This is a genomic window from Citrobacter sp. wls827 (genome assembly GCF_005280875.1).
GTDB lineage: Bacteria > Pseudomonadota > Gammaproteobacteria > Enterobacterales > Enterobacteriaceae > Citrobacter > Citrobacter youngae.
This window is the reverse complement of record NZ_SZWR01000018.1, coordinates 92,135-117,026: the sequence shown is the minus strand read 5'-3', so window position 1 is coordinate 117,026 and position 24,892 is coordinate 92,135. Positions and strand designations below refer to the sequence as shown.

The following is a 24,892-nucleotide window of genomic DNA, read 5'->3' as shown; positions in this document are numbered from 1 at the left end:
GGTGCCACCGGCCGCACCTGGCTCCCCCGCCTGCCGCTGGCCGGGACTTACAGTCAGGAATGGCTGGAAAACCGCCATCCGGACCTGCCGGAGGATTTTAATTTCCGCTACTGGAACGCCGCTCCCCATGACCAGCAAATTCCTTTCCCCCGCCCCGGAACAACGTTCGTCCTGAGTGGCCTTCATCCTGAGGGCGATATCACTTTTACATTACCCGCCAGTCGGGCCGGCATTCTGCTGCGGATGGACTCCGGGGAGTGTATTCCGCAGTTGATGTGGACCGACACGCTGCTCATTGACACAGATGCGCAGACTGTCGAACAGACCTGGCGTTATCTGTTGCCCGTTAATTCGTCAGTCCGGGTGATGGAAGCCCGTTATCACGTCGCAGGAGAACAATGATGGCGAAGAACTATATCGCCCGTCAGGACGGGCAGTGGACAGTCGTCAGTCTGACGCCGGATGTCTGTAAAACCCCGATGGGGCCCGCCACGCCGCCCGTCCCTTACCCTGTCACCGCCAGTCTGGGTGATGCCGTGCTGGTTGTACCGTCAGTCAAAGCGAACGGACATCCGGTACTGGTTCTCGACCAAAGTTTCGTTCCCTCGACAAAAGGCGATGAGCCGGGTGTGGCTAAGGGAGTGAAAAGCGGCACGGTGGCGGATATCTGCGAGCCGCTGGAGCACAGCACGACGTTCAGAGTCAGTGGCAAACCGGTTCTGCGTCACTTCGATAAGTTCTGGATGAACGCCCGTAATACCACGGGGCTGATTATCGGGCAGCCGCCTGCTGCCAGTGTGATGGCGAAAGAGGCTGACCCGGCAATCAGGCCTGAAACGGCGGACGAGCAGACGTTCATGGACACGCTTTCCCGTGCTTATGAACGCGAGGCTGAGTCACGCCGACTGGCGGCGAACTCCATGGCCGAAACAGCAAAAGCGATTAAGGCGTCAGTCACTGATTTTTTTACCGATCATACACCCGATGGCGTAATGAACAGCGCAGCTATCGGCGCAATGCTCAGTGCTGCTGCCCGTTACAACACCACGCCGGAAGCTGCACAGAATATGGCAGAGCAGGCAGGTGGGGAAGCGCTGGAGACCTTTAATACCATGAATACCCCTGAAAATCAGGGACTGATGACCGCTCTACAAAGCCTGTTCATGGCCTTTTCGTTGAGGACTGCCGGTGGCGCTGACATGGATGGCGCAGTCATTAAAGGAAGACGTAAAGGAAAGGCCGGAGAAGGGGAAGAGTTTGAGAGTGACTTCCTGACGTGCCGTAGCGATCCGGTTGACGTGGTGAGCGGCAGTCTGATCCAGCAACTGAATGTCCTGCACATTCCGGGGAGCATTCCCCTCAGTCTGTCACGGTTTTACCGCTCACGCACAAAGAAAAAGGGCCTGTTTGGTGAAATGTGGTCAGATGACTGGTCTCAGTCACTGACGTTACAAAGCGATAATCTGTGTTTTACGAATCATGAAGGGGTGGTGCTCAGGTACCGTATCCCGCAGGACGGTATTTTTCAGGACGTCGTCAACTCCCGCCAGGAGCGTTACCGGCTGTCCGGTAATCTGAGCAGCGAACTCACCATCTTTGATCGTCGCTCACAACATACGCAGTTTTTTTCTCCGGCAGGTCACGGAATTTATCTTCTGTCCGCCGTGTATGACCGCCATGATAACCGGATTGATTTTTTCCGTACTGATGGCCTGCTGACCGAAATCCGTCACAGCGACGGCTACAGGCTGGCACTCACCTGGCAGCAGCAACAACTCAGCAGTATTGACCTGGTGACGCCACATCGCCAGCGTCTTGTTACCTGTCAGTACGATGATAATGGCTACTTATCGGAATGTGACACCTTCCAGTTTACGCATCTGTGGCATGAATATTCTGCACAGGGGTTTATGACCCTCTGGCGGGATACGGATAAAACACAGGTCAGCTATCGCTATGATGAGAGTGGACGGGTAACCCATGTTTCCACGCCGGAAGGCTATTATAACGACCGTTTTATCTATAACGACAATGAGAAATGTACCCTCTATCTCGACGCCGAAGGCGGTGAAACGCGTTACTGGTACAACGAAGATGGTCTGGTCACCCGCAGCCTCGACCCGCTGGGCCGGGAAGAAATCACCGTCTGGGAAAACACACAGCTCCAGTCCCGCACCGACGCGCTGGGGCGCACCACGGCATACCAGTACAACGATGAAGGCGATATCCGACAGGTTGCCCTGCCGGGTGGCTACAGCCTGTATTACGACCATAACGAAGCCGGACAGCTCACCCGGCTGGCCGCGCCGGGCGACCAGATATGGCAGTGGGATTACGATGACAAAGGCAGCGTGGTCCGCCTGACCGACCCACAGGGCCGGCAACAGCAGTTCAGCTACAGCGAGCAAGGGGATTTGCTCCGGCAGGTAATGCCCGGCGGCGCTGGCTGGCAATGGGATTATGACGCCCTGCACCAGGTACGGAAAACCACCGCACCGGACGGCGGCGTGACAGAGACAGAACAGGATATTCTGGGGCGTCTGCTGAGCGTGCAGGACCCGCTGGGGTTCACCACGCAGTTCCGCCACAGTAAGAACCACGCCGGGCCACAGGGCAGCGTGGAAGAAATTAACCGCCCGGACGGCGTGCGCGAGCTGATGCGCCAGAACAGCGAAAAACTGCCGGAAAGCTTCACTGATGGTGAGGATAAAACCACCCGTTATGAATACGGTGCGTTTGACCTGTTGACAGCGGTTATCCGCCCGGACGGCGAGCGGCTGGAATTCCGCTACGATAAACTCACTCGCCTGACAGAAATCACCAACGCCGAAGGTGAACATTACCGGCTGGAGTATGACCAGGCCGGACAGCTCATCGCCGAAACCGATTTTACCAGGCGCACACTGCACTATCAGTATGATGCCGCAGGGCGCTGCACCCGTACCACCTTCCCTGACGGCACCCACCTTAACCGCCGCTATAACGTCACCGACCAGGTGACGGATGAGATTGTGACGCACGGCGACAGCGACCGCACGCTCAGCCACACCATCTTCCGCTATGACACGCTGTGCCGTCTGGTGGAGGCGAAAAACGCCGATGCCACGGTAGCGTATGAATACGATGACGCCAGCCGCGTGACTGCCGAAACCCTCAACGGCAGGCAGACTGAGTACCAGTATGATACGCAGCAGGGTTATGTCTCACAGCGCACCACCGCCGGTATCACGGAACGTTTCAGCCGTGGAATCATGGGAGAACTGAAGGAATGGCGGATAGCTGACCACGCGCCACTAACCTTTGAGCACGACCTGTGCGGTCAGGAAACACGCAGGACAAGTACAGCAGGATTTGACCAGCGGCAGAGTTACACGCAGACGGGGATGCTGACGGAGCAGCAGCTCGGTAACCTGGAAGAACTGAATCCGCACTACCGGCGTAACAACACCTTGAGCCGTCAGTGGTTGTACGACAGAGCCTACAACCTGACGATGACTGTCGATTCCCACCGGGGCACGATGGTCAACAGCCTGACGGCAAACGACCAGATAAACCACGCCACCTGGACGGGCAGCAGCCTGGTGGCGATGTGCGAAGAACGCTTTACCTACGACCAGAACCTGAATATCGCCCGCCGCCAGACATGGGTGAATGAGGTGATGGAAAGCGAAGCGCATCAGCGCCAGCAGCATGGCCGGGTGACATCGCGGGAGTATAAAGAGTGGCGGCACTCGACGCACCGGATAAACCCGCACAGCGGAATGCCGGAGTCCGGTAAATTTGTCAAAGTCATCCGGGATGAACAGACCACCTGGAAATATGATATCAACGGTCGCCTGGTGGAAAAAGTGGTCGATAAGGGTGGCTACCGCCCTCTTCTCTGGCGCTACCGCTGGGATGCAAGAAGCCAGCTTACCGGGCTGGAGACCCCGGAAGGCGAACGCTGGGAATACAAGTACGACCCGTTCGGCAGGCGTATCAGCAAGCGTTGCATCAACCGCGATAAGCCGGGTATGGATTTTCACTGGAACGGCGACCAGTTAACCGAAGAAATCCCGGTCAGTCCGGGAGGCACTCCGGACCATGAAAACGCCATCCGCTGGATATACGAACCGGGCAGTTTTACGCCGCTGGCGAGGTGTGAAAAAGGACAACTGCATTATGCGGTGACGGACACCGTTGGCCGCGTGCAAGAGTTGGTTACCGAGGATGGCACCATAGTCTTGCGGGGCAGACAGCAGTTATGGGGCCGGGAAGAAAGCCGGAACAAAGAAGATGCGCCTACCTGTCGGTTGCGTTTTCCGGGTCAGTATGAAGATGCGGAATCAGGACTGTACTACAACCGGTTCCGGTACTATGATTGCGAAAGTGGACAGTATCTGTGTGCGGATCCGACAGGGCTGAAAGGTGGAATAAACCCTTACAGATATGTTAATGATCCGCTAAAATACATCGATCCGTTGGGATTAGCTTGCGTATGTCCAGATAAAGCAAATCGTTTATTAGATTCTGGTGCAAGTAAAGTTACAGTCAGATCAAGAAGTGATGCAGAGCAGCTATTCTTAGATCGGTATGTTGGTGATGGATATAGAAATATGACTGACGAAAGTGGCCCCAGTACTAAAAACCTAATGGATTTTCTGACAAATAACAAAACTAAAGCAGGTACTTATCATTGGGATGATGTAATGGATTCATCAAATCCTAGCAGAGTTGCAGGTCACGGGCCGGGAAATTCTGATGGAGATCTTCCTCATCTCCAGATACATCAGCATGATGGCAAAGTAATACATATATTCTTCCCATGGGAATAATTGGGGTATTTATATGAAACATAAAAATATAGATTATCTATTACGTGGCAGAACACTCCTTCTTGAAGTGGCATCTGATAGTATTGATTATAGAACGTGGGTTGAGCTTTCATTACTGGATGAGTTGAAGCCAATTTATCCATTCAGGACAGATAACTATGCAATGCTAGGTAATTCTACATATTCAAATTATTGTGAGTATGATATGGCTGCCTTTAAATTAAGAAAATCATCTTTTTTAGTATCAGATATAGAAAATGATTATGATCCATCATATGATATGGTTGGAGACTATATAAAGTTAAATACTGTAGATGATTTAATTAAATACTTAGATGAAAATAAATTATCTATAGATGATTTTATCGATTCATCCCATGTTGATGATTACCCGTTATAAATTTCATGCAGGGAAGAGCATAATGGTCTTTCCTGCATGAATCGTGGAGTTGCACTATGTCATAACGGACATCACTGGCCAAGTTCAGGACCTGCTGACCAAAGACGGCACCATCGTCTGGCGTGGCAGACAGCAGCTCTGGGGCCGGGAAGAAAGCAGGAACAAAGAAGATGCCCCCTCCTGCCGGTTACGATTTCCGGGGCAGTATGAAGATGCGGAATCAGGGCTGTACTACAACCGGTTCCGGTACTATGATTGCGAGACAGGGCAGTATCTGTCTGCGGATCCGATAGGGCTGGCGGGGGGGAGTTAATCCGTATTCGTATGTACCTAATTCGTTAAAGTGGATCGATCCCTTAGGTCTTGCTTGTTGTGATCTTACGGGGAATAACTGGGAATTTAATTCACAAAAAGACGTCGACCTAAGAGGTACTGGTAAAACTTATCGCGATGCTTTAGATGAAGCTTTCAAGAGAACAGGAATCCCTCGAGAACAATTTGAAGTTACCAAATGGGGTAAAGATCAGTATGGAAAATCGATCCCTGTTGAATGGCAGGGGCCCGGTGGTGCCAATGTAAATATGGATATACCCGCCTGGAATAATGTAAAACCAGATGGTAGTTTAGGTGAAGGGCCGCATTCACCGCATGTTGGTTATCAAACACCAGGAAAACCGAGAACCAGGGGACATATTTTTGTTGATTCCATCCCTGCTACGAGACGTTAACCAATGAAATTACATAAATTTAGCCACGTAAAAGAGTTAGTATCCGTTGCCGAAAAAATAGGGATTAACGTTGAAGTCATTGCTGAAGATGAAGCCAGAAATTATATTACCTTTATTATAAAAAAATATAACCCAATGAAAGTTGAAGGACATCTAAGTATTGGCGACAATGCTTCAAAACTATCAACTGATGATAATGAATTTACATTTTCATTATCAATGAAATCTATTCCTGCTTTTATGTTCTTTGAGCAAAACTATATAAATAAAGATATTGTTGTATTAATTCATAATGCAAGGGATATTTCTAAACTTATGGAAAATTGTCATGGCATGGAATATTTTATATCAGATAAAAATGGAACTTATTTGATAGCGGTTAACTGGTATTCGATAGAATTTATTGGGGATGTTTTATTAAAATAACAAATAGCAGGGAAAGATCCTCAGATCTTCCCTGCTTATTTTCTATTTAACCACTGCTGTTCAGCCCACTAAACAACGGCTTTTTTGCCCCCCTTCACCACCTGCCGCACCTGATAAAGCAGCTCGCGCAGCTCCTGCACCTCGTCGCAGTCGGCGATCAACACGATGCACCCCTTCGAAATCCGCACCGTCACGCCGCGCCCGGTGTCAAACCCCGCCTCAGCCAGCCAGTTGCCTTTAAGGTGGATACCGGGGGTATGGGAATAATGGGTAGGGACTTTGGTTTTACGGTTGGTGTGGCAGATGCCGGCAGAGATAATTTTATGGTCCATATTTTCATAGATAACCTTATGTTTTAAAAGTAAAATAAATCTTGTACAAATAATGGATTTATCAGGGTATGGCGGTAGCGTATGGACTATGACGTGGTGGTATAGGAAGTCTTACGAACGAACCTGGTAGTATGATGTCCGTGTGCGGCTGAATGCGTAAGTTGACCCGATAGGGCTGGCAGGGGGAATAAACCTCTACAGTTACGTTCCGAATCCGCTGACGTAGATTGATCCTCTTGGATTAACTGGTTGGCAAATAGATAGCGATAATACTACAGCTACTTTGCAAGGCGGTTCTTTTAAAGATAAATATTATAAAGATGGAAGAACAGGTTTGTGGTGGTCTAAAGACACTACCGGACACGGTGGGTCTGCGTACAAAGTATATAGAGAAACATCAACCACTCTAGAATAGATTGCAGATGCTGATGAAAATGGGCAGTTTATGCCTGGTAAATATAAAAGGAATGCGGCGCGTTTGACCTGCTTACCGCCGTTATCCGGCCTGACGGCGAACGGCTGGAATGCCGCTACGATAAGCTCACCCGTCTGACAGACATCATCAATGCCGAAGGTGAATGTTACCGTCTGGAATACGACAAAGCCGGACACCTTATCGCCGAAACCGACTTTACCGGGCGCACGCTGCGCTATCAGTATGACGCCGCAGGTCGCTGCATCCGCACCACCTTCCCGGACGGTACGCACCTTAACCGCCGCTATAACGCCACCGACCAGGTGACGGATGAGATTGTGACGCACGGCGACAGCGACCGCACGCTCAGCCACACCATCTTCCGCTATGACACGCTGTGCCGTCTCGCAGAAGCGAAAAACGCTGACGCCACGGTGGCGTATGAATATGACGACACCAGCCGGGTAACAGCAGAAACGCTTAACGGCAGGCGCACTGAGTACCAGTACGATGCGCAGCAGGGTTATGTCACGCAACGCACCAACGCCGGTATCACGGAATGTTTCAGCCGTGGCCTGATGGGGGAACTGAAAGAATGGCAGATAGCCGACCACACGCCACTGGCCTTTGAACACGACCTGTGCGGCCAGGAAACACGCAGAACAAGTACAGCAGGATTTGACCAGCGGCAGAGTTACACGCCGACGGGGATGCTGACAGAGCAGCAACTCGGCAACCTGGAAGAACTGAATCCGCAGTACCAGCGTAACAATACCCTGCGCCGCCAGTGGCTGTACGACAAAGCGTATAACCTGACGATGATTGCTGATTCGCACCGGGGAACGATGGTCAACAGCCTGACGGCAAACGACCAGATTAACCACGCCACCTGGACGGGCAGCAGCCAGGTGCCGATGTGTGAAGAACGCTTTGCCTACGACCAGAACCTCAACATCGCCCGTCGCCAGACGTGGGTGAATGAAGTGATGGAAAGTGAGGCGCATCAGCGCCAGCAGCATGGCCGGGTGACATAGCGGGAGTACAAAGAGTGGCTGCACTCAACGCACCGGATAAACCCGCAAAGTGGAATGCCGGAGTCCGGTAAGTTTGTCAAAGTCATCCGGGATGAACACACCACCTGGAAGTACGATATCAACGGCCGTCTGGTGGAGAAAGTGGTTGATAAGGGAGGTTACCGCCCTCTCCTCTGGCGCTACCGCTGGGATGCGCGCAGCCAGCTTACCGGGCTGGAGGCGCCGGAAGGTGAACGGTGGGAATATAAATACGACCCGTTTGGCAGACGCATTAGCAAACGCTGTATCAACCGCGACAAGCCGGGTATGGATTTTCACTGGAACGGTGACCAGTTAACCGAAGAAATTCCGGTCAGCCCGGACGGCACTCCGGTCCATGAAAACGCCATTCGCTGGATATGCGAACCGGGCAGCTTTACCCCGCTGGCGCGATATGAGAAAGGACAACTACACTACGCAGTGACGGACACCGTAGGGCGGGTTCAGGAGCTGGTGACCGAGGATGGCACGATCATCTGGCAGGGTAAACAGCAGCTCTGGGGCCGGGAGGAAAGCGGGAACAAAGAAAATATCCCCTCCTGCCGATTACGTTTTCCGGGGCAGTATGAGGATGAGGAATCGGGGCTGTACTATAATCGCTTCCGGTACTATGATTGCGGGACAGGGCAGTATCTGTGTTCGGATCCGGTGGGGCTAAGAGGTGGGTTAAACAGCTACGCTTACGTACCGAATCCATTGAGTTGGATTGATCCGTTAGGTCTGTCCTGTAAGTCATCTTATAGCGGTAAACTTTCCGGTAAGGCATCGGAAATGAATCCGTTAGTTCGTGGTTCTAAAGCGTGGAATCAGGCTATTAAGGACATGCAGGCTGCTTTATCCAGAGGCGAGAAATTCCAGGTAAAAGTTCAATCCAGCACTGATGCCAAAGCTTTCTTACAAGAAGCACAAGGTAATATGAATCGTTATAAAGCACATACACAAAGTGCTCGTCCTGATGGCGTTCCTAAATATCCTAAAGGATATGAACAGCATATGGGGCCGGAAGGTGGATTTGGCGATTCACCTCATATTAAATGGTACAATAACGGGACGGATGGCCATATATTTTATGACATACCTAATTAATCATGAAAAATGAATATTTGTTTAATTCCCTTGTGAAACAGAACCTTCCTTCGGGTGAGGAAGAGGAGTTTGTCTTTTTGAAAATGTTAAATATTATTGAGACAGGAGCAATTAAACATTCATTTGATAGTCTAAATGAATTATATGATGAATTTTTTTTTAGTGATTATTATATTGCACATAATTTCATTATCAGAAAAGGGAAGCGCAAGATATTTAAAGGTCGTGTATTTATTTCAAAAAAGGACGATTTAATTTCTTTTTTAAATGAGTCACGCACTATAAATGACGTAAGGAGTTTTTTGATATCACCTGCTTTTCATAATGAACTGGAATATGTCTTTTATGTAGATGAGGAACAAATTCATTTATATTTTGCATGAATGATAAAAAACCGGGAAGATCAGAAGGCCTTCCCGGTTTTTTATTATTCAATATGGTTCAGCACACTAAACAACCGCCTATTTAATCCCCTTAACTACCTGTTTTACCTTATAAAGTTCTTCCCGCAGTTCCTGCACTTCGTCATTGTCGGCGATGATGATCAGGCATCCCTCCGAGATCTTCACGGTCATGCTGCGCCCGGCGTCAAATCCCGCTTCTGCCTGGTAGTAGCCCTTAAGGTGCTGGTAGGAGATTTGTGAGTAACGGGTAATGAGAGGTTTTGATCGTGATGACAAATTGGCCAGCCGTAACAACGCAGCTCAAAGAGCTGCAAAACCGACTTCTTCCAGCCAATTTCCTGTAAGTTAAAGCCTGGGGCTGCAAGAATATGCTCTATATTTGGCTAAGTATTAGCTGATTGCTCACTGCTAAAAAAATTATTGCTATAAGCGCAAAAGACTTTGCACATTTTGCTAATTTCACCGCACCACCCGTGGGGGTAAAATCGTCCTCAAACGTATTTCCTTGAGGACACAAAATGAGCAACATTCTGATTATCAATGGTGCGAAAAAATTCGGCCACTCTAACGGTCAGTTAAACGACACCCTGACCGAGGTCGCGGACGGTATCCTGCGCGACCTCGGGCATGATGTTAAAGTCGTACGCGCGGACAGCGATTATGACGTAAAAACAGAAGTGCAGAATTTTGTCTGGGCCGATGCGGTTATCTGGCAAATGCCTGGCTGGTGGATGGGCGCACCGTGGACCGTGAAAAAATACATCGATGATGTGTTTACCGAAGGTCACGGCACGCTGTACGCCAGCGATGGCCGCACACGTTCAGATGCCTCTAAAAAATATGGCTCAGGCGGGCTGATTCAGGGCAAAAAATACATGCTGTCCCTGACCTGGAACGCACCGATGGAAGCTTTCACTGAAAAAGACCAGTTCTTCCATGGCGTTGGTGTTGATGGCGTCTATCTCCCGTTCCATAAAGCAAACCAGTTCCTGGGAATGGAAGCGCTGCCGACCTTTATCACCAATGACGTGATTAAAATGCCGGACGTCCCGCGTTATATCGCAGAATATCGCGAGCATCTGACCGAGATTTTTGGTTAACTAGTCACCTGGAATTAGAAGGAGTTAACCATGCTTACCGTTATTGCAGAAATCCGTACACGTCCAGGTCAACATCACCGCCAGGCGGTACTGGATCAGTTTGCTAAAATCGTTCCGACCGTACTGAAAGAAGAAGGCTGCCACGGCTATGCGCCAATGGTCGATCATGCAGCAGGTGTGAGTTTTCAGACCACAGCACCAGACTCAATCGTGATGGTTGAACAGTGGGAAAGCATTGCGCACCTTGAAGCGCATTTGCAGACCCCGCATATGAAAGCCTACAGCGAAGCCGTGAAAGGCGACGTGCTGGACATGAATATCCGTATTCTGGAGTCGGGTATTTAAGGTTGTCGATTTGCCGGATGAGGCTTTGCTATCCGGCATATAATCGCTTCGTCAGATGAGAGCCGGATAAGGCATTTTACGCCCCTCTCCGGCTTTTCTACATGCAATTAGCCTTCGAGATCCGCCAGGTCACCTTTCTCTTGCAACCAGTTACGACGATCCTCTGAACGTTTCTTGGCCAGCAGCATATCCATCACCGCATTCGTACGCTGATCGTCCTCATCATCAATGATGAGCTGCACCAGGCGACGCGTATTGGGGTCCAGCGTCGTTTCACGTAACTGCATCGGGTTCATTTCACCCAGACCTTTAAAGCGCTGGACGTTCGGCTTGCCTTTCTTGCGCTTTAACTGCTCCAGCACGCCCGCTTTTTCTTCTTCTGTTAGTGCGTAATACACCTCTTTGCCGAGATCGATACGATACAACGGCGGCAGCGCCACATAGACGTGACCGTGTTTCACCAGCGTACGGAAGTGTTTCACAAACAGCGCGCACAGCAGCGTAGCGATGTGCAGACCATCGGAGTCCGCATCCGCCAGAATACAGATCTTGCCATAGCGCAGTTGGCTCAGATCATCACTGTCCGGATCGATGCCGATCGCTACCGAAATATCATGCACTTCCTGCGAGGCCAGCACTTCATCAGAAGAAACCTCCCAGGTATTGAGGATCTTACCTTTGAGCGGCATGATCGCCTGGAATTCACGATCGCGCGCCTGCTTGGCCGATCCGCCCGCCGAGTCACCTTCGACGAGGAACAGTTCGGTGCGATTGAGATCCTGTGCGGTACAGTCCGCCAGTTTCCCCGGTAGCGCCGGACCGCTGGTCAGCTTTTTGCGTACCACTTTTTTCGCCGCACGCAAACGACGCTGTGCGCTGGAAATCGCCATTTCCGCCAGCAGCTCGGCTGACTGCACGTTCTGGTTCAGCCACAGGCTAAAGGCATCTTTCACTACGCCAGAAACGAATGCCGCACACTGACGTGAAGAAAGACGCTCTTTGGTCTGTCCGGCAAACTGTGGATCCTGCATTTTTACCGACAGCACATAGGCGCAACGATCCCAGATATCTTCTGCTGACAGCTTCACGCCGCGCGGCAGAATATTACGGTACTCGCAGAATTCACGCATCGCGTCCAGCAGTCCCTGACGCAGGCCGTTAACATGCGTACCACCCTGCATGGTTGGGATCAGGTTGACATAACTTTCAGTCAGTAATTCACCGCCTTCCGGCAGCCAGAGCAGCGCCCAGTCTACGGTTTCTGTTTCACCGCTGAAATTACCGATAAACGGTTTTTCCGGCAGCGTTGGCAGACCGTTTACGGCTTCGCTCAGGTAGTCATTCAGACCGTCCTGGTAGCACCAGCGCTGCTCGCTGTTGTTAACTTCATCTTTAAAGGTGATCTCTACGCCCGGACACAGCACCGCTTTGGCTTTCAGTACGTGCGTTAAGCGAGAAACAGAGAAACGCGGGCTGTCAAAGAAGGTTTCATCCGGCCAGAAGTGTACGCTGGTACCGGTATTGCGTTTACCACAAGTACCGACCACCTGCAGATCCTGCACTTTGTCACCGTTTTCAAACGCGATGTTGTATACCTGCCCGTCGCGGCGTACGTTCACTTCCACACGTTTGGACAGGGCGTTAACAACGGAGATACCGACACCGTGCAGACCACCGGAGAACTGGTAGTTCTTGTTGGAGAACTTGCCGCCCGCGTGCAGACGACAGAGGATCAGCTCGACCGCCGGAACGCCTTCTTCTGGGTGAATATCCACCGGCATGCCGCGTCCGTCGTCAATGACTTCCAGAGACTGGTCGGCATGTAAGATCACGTCCACGCGTTTCGCGTGGCCCGCCAGTGCTTCATCCACACTGTTATCAATCACTTCCTGTCCAAGATGGTTAGGACGGGTCGTGTCAGTGTACATCCCAGGGCGACGGCGTACCGGCTCAAGCCCAGTGAGTACCTCAATGGCATCAGCGTTATAAGTTTGCGTCATGGTTTAAATTAGCAATTCGAATTGATCGTCAGAAACTGTGCAGTCCAAGGAAATCGACAATCGGGTTGAAATAATCTTCGAAGCCCGTGAATGCGTGGTTTCCGCCCTCAATAACTGTCTGACGGCAGGAGGCGTAATACGCCACCGCCTGGCGGTAGTCCAACACTTCATCGCCCGTTTGTTGAAGCAGCCAAATCAAATCCGGCGCTTCCAGCGGGTCAATCTGCATGACTTTAAGATCGTAAATATGGCGTGACTCTAGCACATATTGCTGCCCCGTGTAGGGGTTCTCGTTCTGACCGAGATAGTCGACCAGCAGTTCGTAAGGCCGCACGGCAGGGTTCACGACCACCGCTGGCAGCATAAAACATTGCGACAGCCAGGTGGCGTAATAGCCTCCTAATGACGAGCCGACAATCCCCAGCGACTCGCCGCCATGCTCAAGGATAATTGACTCCAGCATCTCTGCCGCCTGGGCTGGATACGGAGGTAACTGCGGTACAATCATCTCAACGTGCGGATGGTGCTCCGCCAGCCAGTTTTTTAGCAGACATGCCTTCGCCGAGCGAGGAGAACTGTTAAATCCGTGAAGATAGAGAAGCGTAGACATCAGTAGCCTTCTGAAGCGGTATCAGGGTGGAACCGATTACCCTGTAGACGACACACCTGGGTCTGTAACGTACCGTCGGCAAAGAGTTCCAGCGTCCGCCAGCCGGGGCTGATGGTATCTAACGTGAAGTTGGAACAATGCGGCTTAAACTGCACGCAGGTCGATGGCGTCGCCAGCAGGCGGCGGCCGTTCCAGTCGAGATCCAGCTCCTGATGAATATGCCCGCACAGCAGATACTTCACGCGCGGATAGTTCACCAGCACGTTGTCGAGCTCCGCCGCATTGCGCAGACTGTGTTGATCGAGCCAACTGCAGCCCGCAGGCAGAGGATGGTGATGTAGAAGCAGCAAAGTATTACGTTCAGGCGCATCGGCAAGTTTACGCTCCAGCCATTCAAGCTGAAATTCGCTTAACTCACCGTGAGGGACGCCGAACACCTGGCTGTCGAGCAACAATATTTGCCACTGTTCACCGATGAAGATGCGTTTGGCGGGGGAAATACCCGCATCCTGAAGCGCGCTGTACATCGCTGGCTGAAAGTCGTGATTACCTGGTAACCAAACGCAGGGCGCACGAAAACTTGCGATGCCCTCAGCAAAATGCTGATAGGCCGCAGCGGATTGATCCTGCGCCAAATCCCCAGTCGCAACGATCAGATCGTACTCTGGCGACTCTGCATGTATGGCATCCAGTACGCACTGGTAGCTATCCCAGGTGTTCACACCCAGTAAGGTTTCATGCTTTTCGGCAAACAGGTGAGTGTCTGTAATTTGTAAGATCCTGACTCTGGCCTCACCAGCCAAAGGAAGGGTTAACAGGCTTTCCAAATGGTGTCCTTAGGTTTCACGACGCTAATAAACCGGAATCGCCATCGCTCCATGTGCTAAACAGTACCGTAACCAGTCGGCCAAAAACTGATTAATTTGATGCTTTTCGTCGCGTTGATGCAACTTTTTATTTGGATAATCATACCGCGCTTTGAAGCGAAAGATCTGCTGACTTGAACACACTTCAGCCACCCTCGCATCATGATACAGGCGCACGGTCAGCGACGGCAGGCTCCAGTAGGTAACCGCTGGTGCCGTCTGTTCGATCGCGACAAGCGTAGTGTATCGGGTCGATTCCACAATCGTTAATCGATATTGTGCGTTTGCAACCTGATAGCTCACTGTTTCACCGGCTGCATCATTGCGTGGCAACAGGCGGCGCAACTGCGAAAAATTGGTTTCGCACAGGCGCATCATTTCAGGGAAGTCAGGTGTGTAACGCTTCATTTTTTCCACTCAGTTTTTAACTCTTGATAGTGCAGCTGTAACCATTGCAAGGCGATGACAGAAGCCGCGTTGTCGATTATCCCCTCTTCTACCCATTGATAAGCCTGTTCCCGACTCACCACATGAACACGAATATCTTCGTTTTCATCCGCCAGACCGTGGATACCATTTGCGGTCGAAGCGTCCACTTCACCTACCAAAATAGACAGGCGCTCACTGGTGCCGCCAGGGCTTGCCAGATAACTCAGCACGGGCTTAGTCCGCTTCACATCCAGTCCGGCTTCTTCCATTGCTTCACGGCGAGCCACATCTTCAACGGTTTCGCCTTCCTCAATCATTCCGGCTACCATTTCCAGTAGATACGGCGTTTCGCTGGTGTCATAGGCCGCGATACGGATTTGTTCGACCAACACAACTTCATCCCGCTCAGGGTCAAAGGGTAGCAAGACTGCCGCGTGTCCGCGCTCAAAAATTTCACGCTTCACTTCACCGCTCATACCACCGTTAAACAGGCGATGACGGAAGCGATAAAGATCCAGTGAAAAAAAACCGCGGTATAGTGTTTCTCGTGCAATAATTTCTACATCATTTTTAGTGAATGTCATTGGCAAGTTGTCTGGTTTACGCATTGTGCTGTCCTGGTACCAATAGTGATTAAAATGTGAATTTCAAGGTCGTTTGACTGCTGTTTGAGCGCCCTTGTGTTAAATTGATGCAAATTAACGCCGTATGGCACGTAACGCCAACTTTTTGAAGTGGCGGATTCTGCTAGAATCAGCAATTATTTTTACAATTTGATCAGCGCTAAATACTGCTTCACAACAAGGAATGCAAATGAAGAAATTGCTCCCCATCCTTATCGGCCTGAGCCTGTCGGGGTTCAGTACTCTGAGCCAGGCAGAAAACCTGATGCAGGTTTATCAGCAAGCACGCCTGAGCAACCCGGAATTGCGTAAATCCGCCGCCGATCGCGATGCTGCATTCGAAAAAATTAACGAAGCGCGTAGTCCTTTACTGCCGCAACTGGGCTTAGGTGCCGATTACACCTACAGCAATGGCTTTCGTGATGCCAATGGCGTCAACTCCAACGCGACCAGTGCTTCGTTAAGCCTGACTCAGACTCTGTTCGATATGTCAAAATGGCGTGCCCTGACGCTGCAAGAAAAATCAGCGGGCATCCAGGACGTAACGTATCAGACCGATCAGCAAACGCTGATCCTGAATACTGCCACGGCTTATTTTAACGTATTGAACGCGATTGACGTGCTCTCTTATACCCAGGCACAAAAAGACGCCGTTTATCGTCAGTTGGATCAGACGACCCAGCGTTTTAACGTTGGCCTGGTCGCCATCACTGACGTACAGAACGCCCGTTCACAGTACGATACCGTGTTGGCAAATGAAGTTACCGCGCGTAACAACCTGGACAACGCCGTTGAACAGCTGCGTCAGGTCACCGGCAATTACTACCCGGAACTGGCTTCGCTGAATGTTGATGGCTTTAAAACCAACAAACCGCAGGCGGTAAATTCGCTGCTGAAAGAAGCAGAAAACCGCAATCTGACGTTATTGCAGGCACGTTTAAGCCAGGATCTGGCGCGTGAGCAAATTCGTCTGGCACAGGACGGTCATCTGCCGACGCTGGGTTTAACCGCCTCTACTGGTGTTTCTGATACCTCTTACAGTGGTTCTAAAACTAACACCTCTCAGTATGACGACAGCAACCAGGGCCAGAATAAAATTGGTCTGAACTTCTCGCTGCCGCTGTACCAGGGCGGGATGGTTAATTCGCAGGTGAAACAAGCGCAGTACAACTTTGTTGGCGCCAGTGAACAACTGGAAAGCGCGCACCGCAGCGTAGTACAGACCGTTCGTTCATCATTCAACAACATTAATGCGTCTATCAGTAGCATTAATGCGTACAAACAAGCGGTTGTCTCTGCCCAAAGCTCCCTGGATGCGATGGAAGCCGGCTATTCTGTAGGTACACGTACCATTGTGGACGTGTTGGATGCTACTACCACGCTGTACAACGCTAAGCAGCAGTTGGCAAATGCGCGTTATACCTATCTGATCAACCAGTTAAACATCAAGTCTGCGCTCGGTACGCTTAACGAGCAGGATCTGGTGGCGTTGAACAATACGCTGGGTAAACCTATTTCCACCGCGCCTGACGCCGTTGCGCCGGAAAACACCCAGCAAGACGCCGCAGCAGATGGTTATACTGCCAACAGTGCGGCACCAGCGGTCAAACCGGCAACAGCACGTACAACCAGCAGCAGTAACGGCAACAACCCGTTCCGTAATTGATGCTGTAGACGGGGCTTCGGCCCCGTCTGAACGTAAGGCAACGTAAAGATCTGCCCCTTCCTGCGCATTCTCGCCTCTTCCCGCTTCAATTTCGACCAGTCATCCTCTATCCTGAGCATTATTTACTGTGTTTACCACTGGGTCCTGGAAGACAAAAATGAAACGGACAAAATCGATACATCATGCCTCGTTCCGCAAAAGCTGGAGCGCGCGCCACCTGACTCCTGTCGCCCTGGCAGTTACCGCAGTGTTTATGCTCGCGGGCTGTGAAAAGAGTGACGAAACGGTTTCGCTTTATCAGAACGCGGACGACTGCTCTGCGGCGAATCCGGGTAAAAGCGCCGAATGCACCACCACGTTTAACAACGCGCTGAAAGAAGCTGAACGCACCGCGCCAAAATACGCCACGCGTGAAGACTGTATTGCTGAATTCGGCGAAGGCCAGTGCCAGCAGGCACCTGCGCAGGCGGGCATGGCACCGACCGGCGAAGGCCAGGCTCAGGCGCAGAATCAAAGCAGCGGCAGCTTCTGGATGCCGCTGATGGCAGGCTATATGATGGGCCGACTGATGGGCGGCGGAATGGGCGCTCAGCAACCGCTGTTCAGCTCGAAAAACCCGGCCAGCCCTGCATACGGCAAATATACTGACGCCAGCGGCAAAAACTACGGCGCAGCAACGCCGGGCCGCACCATGACCGTACCAAAAACCGCCATGGCACCGAAACCTGCCACCACCTCTACCGTAACCCGCGGCGGATTTGGTGAGTCAGTCGCCAAACAGAGCACCATGCAGCGTAGCGCAAGCGGCACCACCACACGTTCGATGGGTGGCTGATCGTCATGGAAAGAGTCAGTATTGTTGAGCGCCCGGACTGGCGCGATAAGGCCACCGAATACGGTTTCAACTTTCACACCATGTACGGCGAGCCGTACTGGTGTGAAGACGCGTACTATAAGCTGACGCTTGCTCAGGTCGAAAAGCTGGAAGAGGTCACCGCAGAGCTGCATCAGATGTGCCTCAAAGTGGTGGAAAAGGTCATTGCCAGCGATGAGCTGATGACCAAGTTTCGCATTCCAAAGCATACCTGGGGCTTTGTCCGCCAGTCCTGGCTGACACAGCAACCGTCGCTCTATTCCCGTCTCGATCTGGCGTGGGACGGTACCGGTGAACCTAAGCTTTTAGAAAACAACGCCGATACGCCAACCTCATTGTACGAAGCCGCCTTTTTCCAGTGGATCTGGCTGGAAGATCAGCTTAATGCGGGCAACCTGCCGGAAGGCAGCGATCAGTTCAACAGCCTGCAGGAAAAGCTGATCGAACGTTTCACTGCGCTGCGCGAGCAGTACGGTTTTCAGTTGCTGCACCTGACCTGCTGTCGCGATACGGTCGAAGATCGTGGAACGATCCAGTATTTGCAGGATTGCGCGGCTGAGGCTGAAATTGCCACTGAATTTCTCTATGTCGAGGATATCGGGCTCGGTGAAAAAGGTCAGTTCACGGACATGCAGGACCAGGTGATCGCCAATCTGTTCAAGCTCTATCCGTGGGAGTTTATGCTGCGTGAAATGTTCTCCACCAAGCTGGAAGACGCTGGCGTCCGCTGGCTGGAACCGGCCTGGAAAAGCATTATCTCCAACAAAGCGTTGTTACCGCTGCTGTGGGAAATGTTCCCGAACCATCCGAATCTTCTACCGGCGTACTTCGCCGAAGACGACTATCCGCAGATGGATAAGTTTGTCGTGAAACCGATCTTCTCGCGTGAAGGCGCTAACGTTTCCATCATTGAGAACGGTAAAACGATCGAAGCCGTGGAAGGGCCATACGGTGAAGAAGGCATGATCGTGCAGCAGTTCCATCAGCTACCGAAGTTTGGCGACAGCTATATGCTGATCGGCAGCTGGCTGATTAACGATCAACCTGCCGGGATCGGCATTCGCGAAGACAGAGCGTTGATCACCCAGGATCTCTCACGCTTCTATCCGCATATTTTTGTCGAGTAATTCGTTGTGCCCGGTATCGCTAATGCTTACCGGGCCTACGTTTTTATCCCACCTGCACTGACAACATACTCAGGCTACCCATCTCAATCCCATCAACAGGAATCGTCACCGGCTCTTTGCCATCCCACGCGCCGAGGACATACAGCAGCGGCAGATAGTGATCCGCCGTTGGGTTCGACAGCGATCCGCCTTCATGATCCATATAGTTAACCAGCGGGTGCTGTTCAACCGGTCCCTGCCATGTCAGGTTGGCTTTAACATAATCGTTAAATGAGGTCGCCCACGGGTATGGTGTATTCTCACCATGCCAGCGTGCTGTACGCAGGTTATGCACTACGTTGCCACTGGCCACCAGCATAATGCCTTCATCGCGCAACGCTGCCAGCTTACGGCCCATTTCAAAATGCCACGCCGCAGGTTTGGTGCTATCGACACTCAACTGCACCATCGGGATATCTGCGTTCGGGTACATCTTGATTAGCACACCCCATGAACCGTGGTCAAAACCCCACGCTTCTTTGTCTAAGGCGACGGGCACAGGAGCAAGCAAGTCAACCAGATGCTGTGCCAGTTCTGGCGAGCCCGGGGCCGGATAATGCGTGTCATACAGTGCCTGCGGGAAACCACCAAAATCGTGGATAGTTTTAGGTGCTTCCATCGCGGTTACGCCAGTACCGCGTGTAAACCAGTGTGCCGATACCACAACAATCGCTTTCGGGCGCGGCAACGTTTCCCCCAGTTGCTGCCAGGCACGGGTATAAACGTTATCTTCCAGAACATTCATTGGGCTGCCGTGTCCCAAAAACAATGCTGGCATACGAGTTGAAGACATGATGATATCCTTACTGAGGGAGTCATTTTGATATCACCACAATACGCTTTTTCGGTTGATGAAGAACTCAGATAACCATGATGAAGATCATCAGTTATTTTGACGATCCGCCCCGAACAGCAGATTGATAAGGAGTTTTATTTGTCGATGTCAGTACCTTTACTTCTGACCTTACTGGCAGGCGCCGCCACATTTATCGGTGCATTTCTCGGCGTGCTGGGACAAAAACCCTCTAACCGCGTTCTCGCGTTTTCTCTGGGTTTTGCCGCAGGTATCATGTTGCTGATCTCCCTGATGGAAATGTTGCCAGCCGCACTGGCAGCAGAGGGAATGTCGCCGGTGCTGGGTTACGGGATGTTTATCGTTGGTTTGCTGGGCTACTTTGGCCTGGATCGTTTGCTGCCGCACGCTCACCCTCAGGATTTAGTCCAAAAAACCACACAACCGTTACCCGGTTCCATTAAGCGTACTGCGATTTTATTAACTCTGGGTATCAGCCTGCACAACTTCCCGGAAGGGATTGCAACTTTTGTTACCGCCAGCAGCAACCTCGAACTGGGCTTTGGTATCGCGCTTGCCGTCGCATTACACAATATTCCTGAAGGATTAGCCGTTGCAGGTCCGGTCTATGCAGCCACGGGCTCCAAACGTACCGCTATATTCTGGGCCGGGATCTCGGGAATGGCGGAAATATTAGGTGGGGTACTGGCATGGTTAATTCTGGGCAGTTTGATTTCGCCCGTGGTGATGGCGGCAATTATGGCCGCGGTCGCCGGAATTATGGTGGCGCTGTCAGTCGATGAATTGATGCCACTGGCAAAAGAGATCGACCCAAATAATAATCCCAGCTATGGGGTCCTGTGCGGAATGTCGGTGATGGGGTTAAGCCTCGTCATCCTCCAGTCCATGGGAATCGGATAATCCAGAGGGCGGATGCCACCCTGCTCATTTACAGCATCCGCTCATCCATAGCAGAACGTGAAGGACTATTCCTGTTCCTTAATCACGCTGTTATCTTCACCAGAACGACGGAAGAGTTTGTTTCGCGCCTCGAGCAATGCGTCTCTGTCTTGCCGGAATGCCCGGCAATAACGCTTCATATGGCAATAATAACCCAATGCAACGAATGCAATTAATACGATCCAATACCAGGCAATAAACATTCTTTTACCCTTAACATTTAACATCATTAAACATTTAACGTTAAAATTTTACACAAGCTTATTCTGACATACTCCTATAGTGGCATATTCCAGAAACAAATATATGATTTCGATCATATAAACCAGCGGCTAAGCCAATAGTCAAACTCGCTATAGAAAATAAAACAATGTCGACAAGATCACACTACGCAATAATAAATATTGTTCTCAGAATATCTCACTCATACTATCGGAAATAATAAAAAATAATTTCTGCAAATAATACATTTTATCAATATTAATATATTCACCATAATAGTTGAATCAGTAACGCCATTTTATATTTTATCGACACCATGAAAACATAATACATTCAGCATAATTATATTTATAGGTAATATAAGGAGATATATCCATGTTTATACAATATCGAAAAACGCTTCTCGCAGGCACTCTGGCACTGACGTTTGGATTAACAGTCGGAAACTCTTTTGCCGCGGGTTTTCAACCCGCCCAACCCGCAGGGAAACTGGGCGCAATAGTCGTTGATCCTTATGGAAACGCCCCGCTTACCGCGTTAGTGGAATTAGACAGTCACGTTATCTCAGATGTTAAAGTCACCGTTCATGGCAAAGGCGAGAAAGGAGTTCCTGTTACTTATACTGTTGGCAAAGAATCGTTAGCAACCTATGACGGCGTGCCTATTTTTGGTCTTTATCAAAAGTTTGCTAATAAGGTCACCGTTGAATATAAAGAAAATGGCAAAGCCATGAAGGATGATTATGTGGTGCAAACGTCCGCCATCGTTAATCACTACATGGATAACCGTTCAATTTCCGATTTACAGCAAACGAAAGTGATTAAGGTAGCGCCTGGTTTTGAAGACCGTCTCTATCTGGTGAATACCCATACCTTCACTGCACAAGGGGCGGAATTCCACTGGCATGGTGAAAAAGATAAAAATGCCGGCATCCTGGATGCGGGTCCTGCGGGCGGGGCATTACCCTTTGACATTGCCCCCTTCACCTTTGTCGTCGATACGGAAGGTGAATATCGTTGGTGGCTGGATCAAGATACCTTCTACGATGGCCATGACATGGATATCAATAAGCGCGGTTACTTGATGGGTATCCGGGAAACGCCGCGCGGCACCTTCACAGCCGTTCAGGGCCAGCATTGGTACGAATTCGATATGATGGGGCAGATTCTGGCCGATCATAAGCTACCGCGCGGATTCCTTGACGCATCGCATGAATCGATCGAAACAATCAACGACACCGTGCTACTTCGCGTGGGCAAACGCGATTATCGCAAAGAAGATGGCATCCATGTGCAAACCATCCGTGATCAGATAATTGAAGTAGACAAGTCCGGCCGTGTGGTTGACGTGTGGGATCTGACAAAAATACTCGATCCGATGCGTGATGCGCTTCTGGGTGCACTGGACGCAGGCGCGGTATGCGTCAACGTTGACCTCGCTCATGCCGGTCAACAGGCGAAACTGGAGCCAGATACACCTTACGGTGACGCCCTCGGGGTGGGTGCAGGTCGTAACTGGGCGCACGTTAACTCCATTGCCTATGATGCCAAAGATGACTCCATTATTATCTCTTCCCGCCATCAGGGCGTCGTTAAAATCGGTCGCGATAAACAGGTGAAATGGATCCTCGCTCCGTCGAAAGGCTGGAATAAGGCGCTGGCAAGCAAGCTGTTAAAACCGGTTGATGGTAAAGGCAACGCGCTAAAATGTGACGAAAACGGCAAGTGCGAAAACACCGATTTCGATTTTACTTATACACAGCACACCGCATGGCTCTCGAGCAAAGGGACATTAACCATCTTTGACAACGGCGATGGTCGTGGACTCGAACAACCAGCATTGCCGACGATGAAATATTCCCGTTTCGTCGAATATAAAATTGACGAGAAAAAAGGTACCGTTCAGCAAATCTGGGAATACGGCAAAGAACGCGGTTACGACTTCTATAGTCCCATCACCTCGGTTATCGAATATCAGAAAGACCGTGACACCATGTTTGGCTTTGGTGGTTCAATTAATTTATTTGACGTTGGGCAACCAACCATTGGCAAAATTAATGAAATTGACTACAAGACCAAAGAAGTCAAAGTTGAGATTGATGTCCTTTCAGATAAGCCAAACCAAACTCACTACCGTGCATTACTGGTCCGCCCACAACACATATTTAAATAATCGCGTTAGATTAAGGATTAATTATGTCATCTAAATGGATTACTTCATTATTTAAAAGCGTGATATTAACTGCAGCGCTTGCCACGTCGTTTGCCGCCTCCGCTTTTACAGAAGGCACTGATTATATGGTTTTAGAGCAACCGATTCCGAATGCTGATAAAACGTTAATCAAAGTATTTAGCTACGCCTGTCCGTTCTGTTACAAATATGATAAAGCCGTGACTGGCCCCGTTTCTGAAAAAGTGGCCGATCTCGTCACCTTCACACCATTTCATCTGGAAACCAAAGGGGAATATGGTAAACAGGCCAGTGAAGTTTTTGCAGTAATGATTGCTAAAGATCAGGCCGCAGGGATTTCATTATTTGATGCCAAATCGCAGTTCAAAAAAGCGAAATTCGCTTATTACGCTGCTTACCACGACAAGAAAGAGCGCTGGTCAGATGGTAAAGATCCGGCCGCATTCATTAAAACAGGTCTGGATGCTGCAGGCATGAGCCAGACAGATTTTGACGCCGCGCTGCAAGATCCCACCGTTCAGCAAACGCTGGAGAAATGGAAAGCGGCATACGACGTAGCCAAAATTCAGGGGGTTCCGGCTTACGTCGTTAACGGTAAATACCTGATCTACACCAAAAGTATCAAATCCATTGACTCCATGGCTGAGCTTGTCAGAGAGCTGGCGACAAAATAAACAGGGACCAGGCTATGGCTTTCATAAAAGGATTTTGGCGGGACTTACGTACCACGCCGGTTGATACGCTGGTGAGATGGCAGGAACGGCGCTTTCTGTGGCTACTGATGGCGTGCGCGATGGGCGGGTTAATAATACTGGCGCACTCATTCTTTCAAATCTATCTCTATATGGCTCCCTGCGAGCAGTGTGTCTACATTCGCTTCGCCATGCTTGTGATGGTTTTCGGTGGATTGATCGCGGCAATAAATCCCAAAAATGTTGCTCTGAAGCTTATTGGCTGCATCGCGGCATTTTATGGCAGCATCATGGGCATTAAGTTCTCCATCAAACTTAACGGCATTCATTATGCTGTACATAACCCGGATCCGGACTCGCTGTTTGGCGTCCAGGGATGTTCCACCGATCCGATATTCCCTTTCAATTTGCCGCTGGCAAACTGGGCTCCGGAGTGGTTTAAGCCCACAGGAGATTGCGGCTATGACGCCCCCGTGGTTCCCGATGGCGTAGCGCTCAGCAGTACGCAAAAGTGGTTTATCGATCTATACCAACAGTCTGAAGGCTGGTATCTGCTCCCGCCGTGGCATTTTATGAACATGGCACAGGCCTGTTTGCTGGCCTTTGGTTTATGTTTACTACTGCTGGTGATAATGAGTGGAGCCTGGGCTTTAAAACTGACCAGAACCAAATAATTGG

At 50.6% G+C, this 24,892-nt stretch carries 24 protein-coding genes and 3 pseudogenes; 18 read left to right on the top strand and 9 right to left on the bottom strand.

The annotated features are described in order from the left end of the window. The 5 genes and pseudogenes from FDX03_RS23405 to FDX03_RS22835 all read left to right on the top strand — a co-directional run. Positions 1 to 402 (top strand): DUF2169 domain-containing protein (locus FDX03_RS23405; protein ID WP_249357063.1); only part of this gene is annotated, 402 nt, incomplete at its 5' end. After that, a complete protein-coding gene (locus tag FDX03_RS13785; RefSeq protein WP_170973103.1) occupies positions 402 to 4,814 on the top strand; it encodes a PAAR-like domain-containing protein in 4,413 nt (1,470 codons plus the stop codon). The genes FDX03_RS23405 and FDX03_RS13785, both read left to right, overlap by 1 nt. 13 nt (positions 4,815 to 4,827) lie before the next feature. Next, entirely contained in the window at positions 4,828 to 5,214 is a 387-nt protein-coding gene (locus FDX03_RS13780; protein ID WP_249357062.1) for a hypothetical protein, read from the top strand. A gap of 49 nt (positions 5,215 to 5,263) precedes the next feature. Next, positions 5,264 to 5,588 (top strand): annotated as a pseudogene (locus tag FDX03_RS23830) (RHS repeat-associated core domain-containing protein); the annotation flags it as partial. Positions 5,589 to 5,945: 357 nt separating this feature from the next. Beyond that, positions 5,946 to 6,368, top strand: coding sequence for a hypothetical protein (locus FDX03_RS22835; RefSeq protein ID WP_212724564.1), 423 nt, complete (start codon positions 5,946 to 5,948; stop codon positions 6,366 to 6,368). Between the two features lie 68 nt (positions 6,369 to 6,436). Here FDX03_RS22835 and FDX03_RS13765 read toward each other — a convergent pair whose 3' ends face one another. Continuing rightward, positions 6,437 to 6,700: a SymE family type I addiction module toxin gene (locus FDX03_RS13765; protein ID WP_137346067.1), complete on the bottom strand. Its 264-nt coding sequence runs from the start codon at positions 6,698 to 6,700 to the stop codon at positions 6,437 to 6,439. Positions 6,701 to 7,183: 483 nt separating this feature from the next. Between FDX03_RS13765 and FDX03_RS23865 the strand changes: the two are divergent. The 4 genes and pseudogenes from FDX03_RS23865 to FDX03_RS13750 all read left to right on the top strand — a co-directional run. Continuing rightward, positions 7,184 to 7,353: pseudogene (locus FDX03_RS23865) on the top strand (RHS repeat domain-containing protein); the annotation flags it as partial. Positions 7,354 to 7,453: 100 nt separating this feature from the next. After that, complete coding sequence (locus tag FDX03_RS23390; protein WP_249357061.1) at positions 7,454 to 8,149, top strand: hypothetical protein; 696 nt, start codon at positions 7,454 to 7,456, stop codon at positions 8,147 to 8,149. A 54-nt stretch (positions 8,150 to 8,203) separates the two neighbouring features. Further along, positions 8,204 to 9,274 carry an RHS repeat-associated core domain-containing protein gene (locus FDX03_RS23385; RefSeq protein WP_249357060.1) on the top strand — a complete coding sequence of 357 codons (1,071 nt, stop codon included), beginning with the start codon at positions 8,204 to 8,206 and terminating at the stop codon, positions 9,272 to 9,274. 2 nt (positions 9,275 to 9,276) lie between these two features. Continuing rightward, positions 9,277 to 9,657: a hypothetical protein gene (locus FDX03_RS13750; protein WP_137346066.1), complete on the top strand. Its 381-nt coding sequence runs from the start codon at positions 9,277 to 9,279 to the stop codon at positions 9,655 to 9,657. A 44-nt stretch (positions 9,658 to 9,701) separates the two neighbouring features. On the opposite strand, the pseudogene FDX03_RS23380 reads toward FDX03_RS13750, so the two are convergent. After that, positions 9,702 to 9,900: pseudogene (locus FDX03_RS23380) on the bottom strand (toxin SymE, type I toxin-antitoxin system family protein); the annotation flags it as partial. Between the two features lie 296 nt (positions 9,901 to 10,196). Between FDX03_RS23380 and FDX03_RS13740 the strand changes: the two are divergent. Next, positions 10,197 to 10,778 carry an NAD(P)H-dependent oxidoreductase gene (locus FDX03_RS13740; RefSeq protein WP_101742473.1) on the top strand — a complete coding sequence of 194 codons (582 nt, stop codon included), beginning with the start codon at positions 10,197 to 10,199 and terminating at the stop codon, positions 10,776 to 10,778. A gap of 30 nt (positions 10,779 to 10,808) precedes the next feature. After that, positions 10,809 to 11,123, top strand: coding sequence for a putative quinol monooxygenase (locus tag FDX03_RS13735; protein WP_003024557.1), 315 nt, complete (start codon positions 10,809 to 10,811; stop codon positions 11,121 to 11,123). A gap of 107 nt (positions 11,124 to 11,230) precedes the next feature. On the opposite strand, the gene parE is transcribed toward FDX03_RS13735, so the two are convergent. The 5 genes from parE to nudF are packed head-to-tail and all read right to left on the bottom strand — an operon-like array spanning position 11,231 to position 15,636. Further along, positions 11,231 to 13,123 carry a DNA topoisomerase IV subunit B gene (gene parE / locus FDX03_RS13730; RefSeq protein WP_040233967.1) on the bottom strand — a complete coding sequence of 631 codons (1,893 nt, stop codon included), beginning with the start codon at positions 13,121 to 13,123 and terminating at the stop codon, positions 11,231 to 11,233. Between the two features lie 28 nt (positions 13,124 to 13,151). After that, positions 13,152 to 13,733 carry an esterase YqiA gene (gene yqiA / locus FDX03_RS13725; RefSeq protein ID WP_003024575.1) on the bottom strand — a complete coding sequence of 194 codons (582 nt, stop codon included), beginning with the start codon at positions 13,731 to 13,733 and terminating at the stop codon, positions 13,152 to 13,154. After that, entirely contained in the window at positions 13,733 to 14,560 is an 828-nt protein-coding gene (gene cpdA, locus FDX03_RS13720; RefSeq protein WP_048213238.1) for a 3',5'-cyclic-AMP phosphodiesterase, read from the bottom strand. The genes yqiA and cpdA overlap by 1 nt, the downstream gene beginning before the upstream one ends. A gap of 24 nt (positions 14,561 to 14,584) precedes the next feature. After that, positions 14,585 to 15,007, bottom strand: a complete 423-nt coding sequence (locus FDX03_RS13715; protein ID WP_005123087.1) for a DUF1249 family protein — start codon at positions 15,005 to 15,007, stop codon at positions 14,585 to 14,587. Beyond that, on the bottom strand, positions 15,004 to 15,636 hold the full coding sequence (nudF, locus tag FDX03_RS13710) for an ADP-ribose diphosphatase (protein ID WP_040233966.1): 633 nt from the start codon (positions 15,634 to 15,636) through the stop codon (positions 15,004 to 15,006). The genes FDX03_RS13715 and nudF overlap by 4 nt, the downstream gene beginning before the upstream one ends. A gap of 199 nt (positions 15,637 to 15,835) precedes the next feature. Here nudF and tolC point away from each other — a divergent pair, with 199 nt between their 5' ends. From tolC to FDX03_RS13695, 3 genes are all read left to right on the top strand, one after another. Next, a complete protein-coding gene (tolC, locus tag FDX03_RS13705; protein WP_086523458.1) occupies positions 15,836 to 17,317 on the top strand; it encodes an outer membrane channel protein TolC in 1,482 nt (493 codons plus the stop codon). Positions 17,318 to 17,474: 157 nt separating this feature from the next. Further along, positions 17,475 to 18,152 carry a DUF1190 family protein gene (locus tag FDX03_RS13700; RefSeq protein WP_137346065.1) on the top strand — a complete coding sequence of 226 codons (678 nt, stop codon included), beginning with the start codon at positions 17,475 to 17,477 and terminating at the stop codon, positions 18,150 to 18,152. A gap of 5 nt (positions 18,153 to 18,157) precedes the next feature. Beyond that, positions 18,158 to 19,318, top strand: a complete 1,161-nt coding sequence (locus tag FDX03_RS13695) for a glutathionylspermidine synthase family protein (protein ID WP_048213241.1) — start codon at positions 18,158 to 18,160, stop codon at positions 19,316 to 19,318. A 43-nt stretch (positions 19,319 to 19,361) separates the two neighbouring features. Here the strand turns inward: FDX03_RS13695 and ygiD are convergent, their stop codons facing one another. Continuing rightward, positions 19,362 to 20,150 carry a 4,5-DOPA dioxygenase extradiol gene (gene ygiD / locus FDX03_RS13690; RefSeq protein WP_105242194.1) on the bottom strand — a complete coding sequence of 263 codons (789 nt, stop codon included), beginning with the start codon at positions 20,148 to 20,150 and terminating at the stop codon, positions 19,362 to 19,364. Positions 20,151 to 20,297: 147 nt separating this feature from the next. Between ygiD and zupT the strand changes: the two genes are divergently transcribed. Beyond that, complete coding sequence (gene zupT / locus FDX03_RS13685; protein ID WP_003024600.1) at positions 20,298 to 21,071, top strand: zinc transporter ZupT; 774 nt, start codon at positions 20,298 to 20,300, stop codon at positions 21,069 to 21,071. Positions 21,072 to 21,136: 65 nt separating this feature from the next. Here the strand turns inward: zupT and FDX03_RS22735 are convergent, their stop codons facing one another. Next, positions 21,137 to 21,313, bottom strand: a complete 177-nt coding sequence (locus tag FDX03_RS22735; protein WP_071887388.1) for a hypothetical protein — start codon at positions 21,311 to 21,313, stop codon at positions 21,137 to 21,139. A 394-nt stretch (positions 21,314 to 21,707) separates the two neighbouring features. Here FDX03_RS22735 and FDX03_RS13680 point away from each other — a divergent pair, with 394 nt between their 5' ends. The 3 genes from FDX03_RS13680 to dsbI are packed head-to-tail and all read left to right on the top strand — an operon-like array spanning position 21,708 to position 24,888. Continuing rightward, positions 21,708 to 23,504: an aryl-sulfate sulfotransferase gene (locus tag FDX03_RS13680; protein ID WP_115642830.1), complete on the top strand. Its 1,797-nt coding sequence runs from the start codon at positions 21,708 to 21,710 to the stop codon at positions 23,502 to 23,504. A gap of 23 nt (positions 23,505 to 23,527) precedes the next feature. Next, positions 23,528 to 24,196 (top strand): thiol:disulfide interchange protein DsbA/DsbL, encoded by a 669-nt coding sequence (locus FDX03_RS13675; RefSeq protein ID WP_137346064.1) that lies wholly within the window; start codon positions 23,528 to 23,530, stop codon positions 24,194 to 24,196. 14 nt (positions 24,197 to 24,210) lie between these two features. After that, positions 24,211 to 24,888: a protein-disulfide oxidoreductase DsbI gene (gene dsbI / locus FDX03_RS13670; RefSeq protein WP_115601457.1), complete on the top strand. Its 678-nt coding sequence runs from the start codon at positions 24,211 to 24,213 to the stop codon at positions 24,886 to 24,888. The last annotated feature ends 4 nt before the right edge of the window (positions 24,889 to 24,892 follow it).

What these genes read in the sequence shown, in the direction of transcription:
- FDX03_RS13785 (WP_170973103.1), top strand. Translation starts at nt 402, where the DNA reads ATGGCGAAGAACTATATCGCCCGTCAGGACGGGCAGTGGACAGTCGTC.
- FDX03_RS13780 (WP_249357062.1), top strand. Translation starts at nt 4,828, where the DNA reads ATGAAACATAAAAATATAGATTATCTATTACGTGGCAGAACACTCCTT.
- FDX03_RS22835 (WP_212724564.1), top strand. Translation starts at nt 5,946, where the DNA reads ATGAAATTACATAAATTTAGCCACGTAAAAGAGTTAGTATCCGTTGCC.
- FDX03_RS13765 (WP_137346067.1), bottom strand. Translation starts at nt 6,700, where the DNA reads ATGGACCATAAAATTATCTCTGCCGGCATCTGCCACACCAACCGTAAA.
- FDX03_RS23385 (WP_249357060.1), top strand. Translation starts at nt 8,204, where the DNA reads ATGCCGGAGTCCGGTAAGTTTGTCAAAGTCATCCGGGATGAACACACC.
- FDX03_RS13750 (WP_137346066.1), top strand. Translation starts at nt 9,277, where the DNA reads ATGAAAAATGAATATTTGTTTAATTCCCTTGTGAAACAGAACCTTCCT.
- FDX03_RS13740 (WP_101742473.1), top strand. Translation starts at nt 10,197, where the DNA reads ATGAGCAACATTCTGATTATCAATGGTGCGAAAAAATTCGGCCACTCT.
- FDX03_RS13735 (WP_003024557.1), top strand. Translation starts at nt 10,809, where the DNA reads ATGCTTACCGTTATTGCAGAAATCCGTACACGTCCAGGTCAACATCAC.
- parE (WP_040233967.1), bottom strand. Translation starts at nt 13,123, where the DNA reads ATGACGCAAACTTATAACGCTGATGCCATTGAGGTACTCACTGGGCTT.
- yqiA (WP_003024575.1), bottom strand. Translation starts at nt 13,733, where the DNA reads ATGTCTACGCTTCTCTATCTTCACGGATTTAACAGTTCTCCTCGCTCG.
- FDX03_RS13715 (WP_005123087.1), bottom strand. Translation starts at nt 15,007, where the DNA reads ATGAAGCGTTACACACCTGACTTCCCTGAAATGATGCGCCTGTGCGAA.
- nudF (WP_040233966.1), bottom strand. Translation starts at nt 15,636, where the DNA reads ATGCGTAAACCAGACAACTTGCCAATGACATTCACTAAAAATGATGTA.
- tolC (WP_086523458.1), top strand. Translation starts at nt 15,836, where the DNA reads ATGCAAATGAAGAAATTGCTCCCCATCCTTATCGGCCTGAGCCTGTCG.
- FDX03_RS13700 (WP_137346065.1), top strand. Translation starts at nt 17,475, where the DNA reads ATGAAACGGACAAAATCGATACATCATGCCTCGTTCCGCAAAAGCTGG.
- FDX03_RS13695 (WP_048213241.1), top strand. Translation starts at nt 18,158, where the DNA reads ATGGAAAGAGTCAGTATTGTTGAGCGCCCGGACTGGCGCGATAAGGCC.
- ygiD (WP_105242194.1), bottom strand. Translation starts at nt 20,150, where the DNA reads ATGTCTTCAACTCGTATGCCAGCATTGTTTTTGGGACACGGCAGCCCA.
- zupT (WP_003024600.1), top strand. Translation starts at nt 20,298, where the DNA reads ATGTCAGTACCTTTACTTCTGACCTTACTGGCAGGCGCCGCCACATTT.
- FDX03_RS22735 (WP_071887388.1), bottom strand. Translation starts at nt 21,313, where the DNA reads ATGTTTATTGCCTGGTATTGGATCGTATTAATTGCATTCGTTGCATTG.
- FDX03_RS13680 (WP_115642830.1), top strand. Translation starts at nt 21,708, where the DNA reads ATGTTTATACAATATCGAAAAACGCTTCTCGCAGGCACTCTGGCACTG.
- FDX03_RS13675 (WP_137346064.1), top strand. Translation starts at nt 23,528, where the DNA reads ATGTCATCTAAATGGATTACTTCATTATTTAAAAGCGTGATATTAACT.
- dsbI (WP_115601457.1), top strand. Translation starts at nt 24,211, where the DNA reads ATGGCTTTCATAAAAGGATTTTGGCGGGACTTACGTACCACGCCGGTT.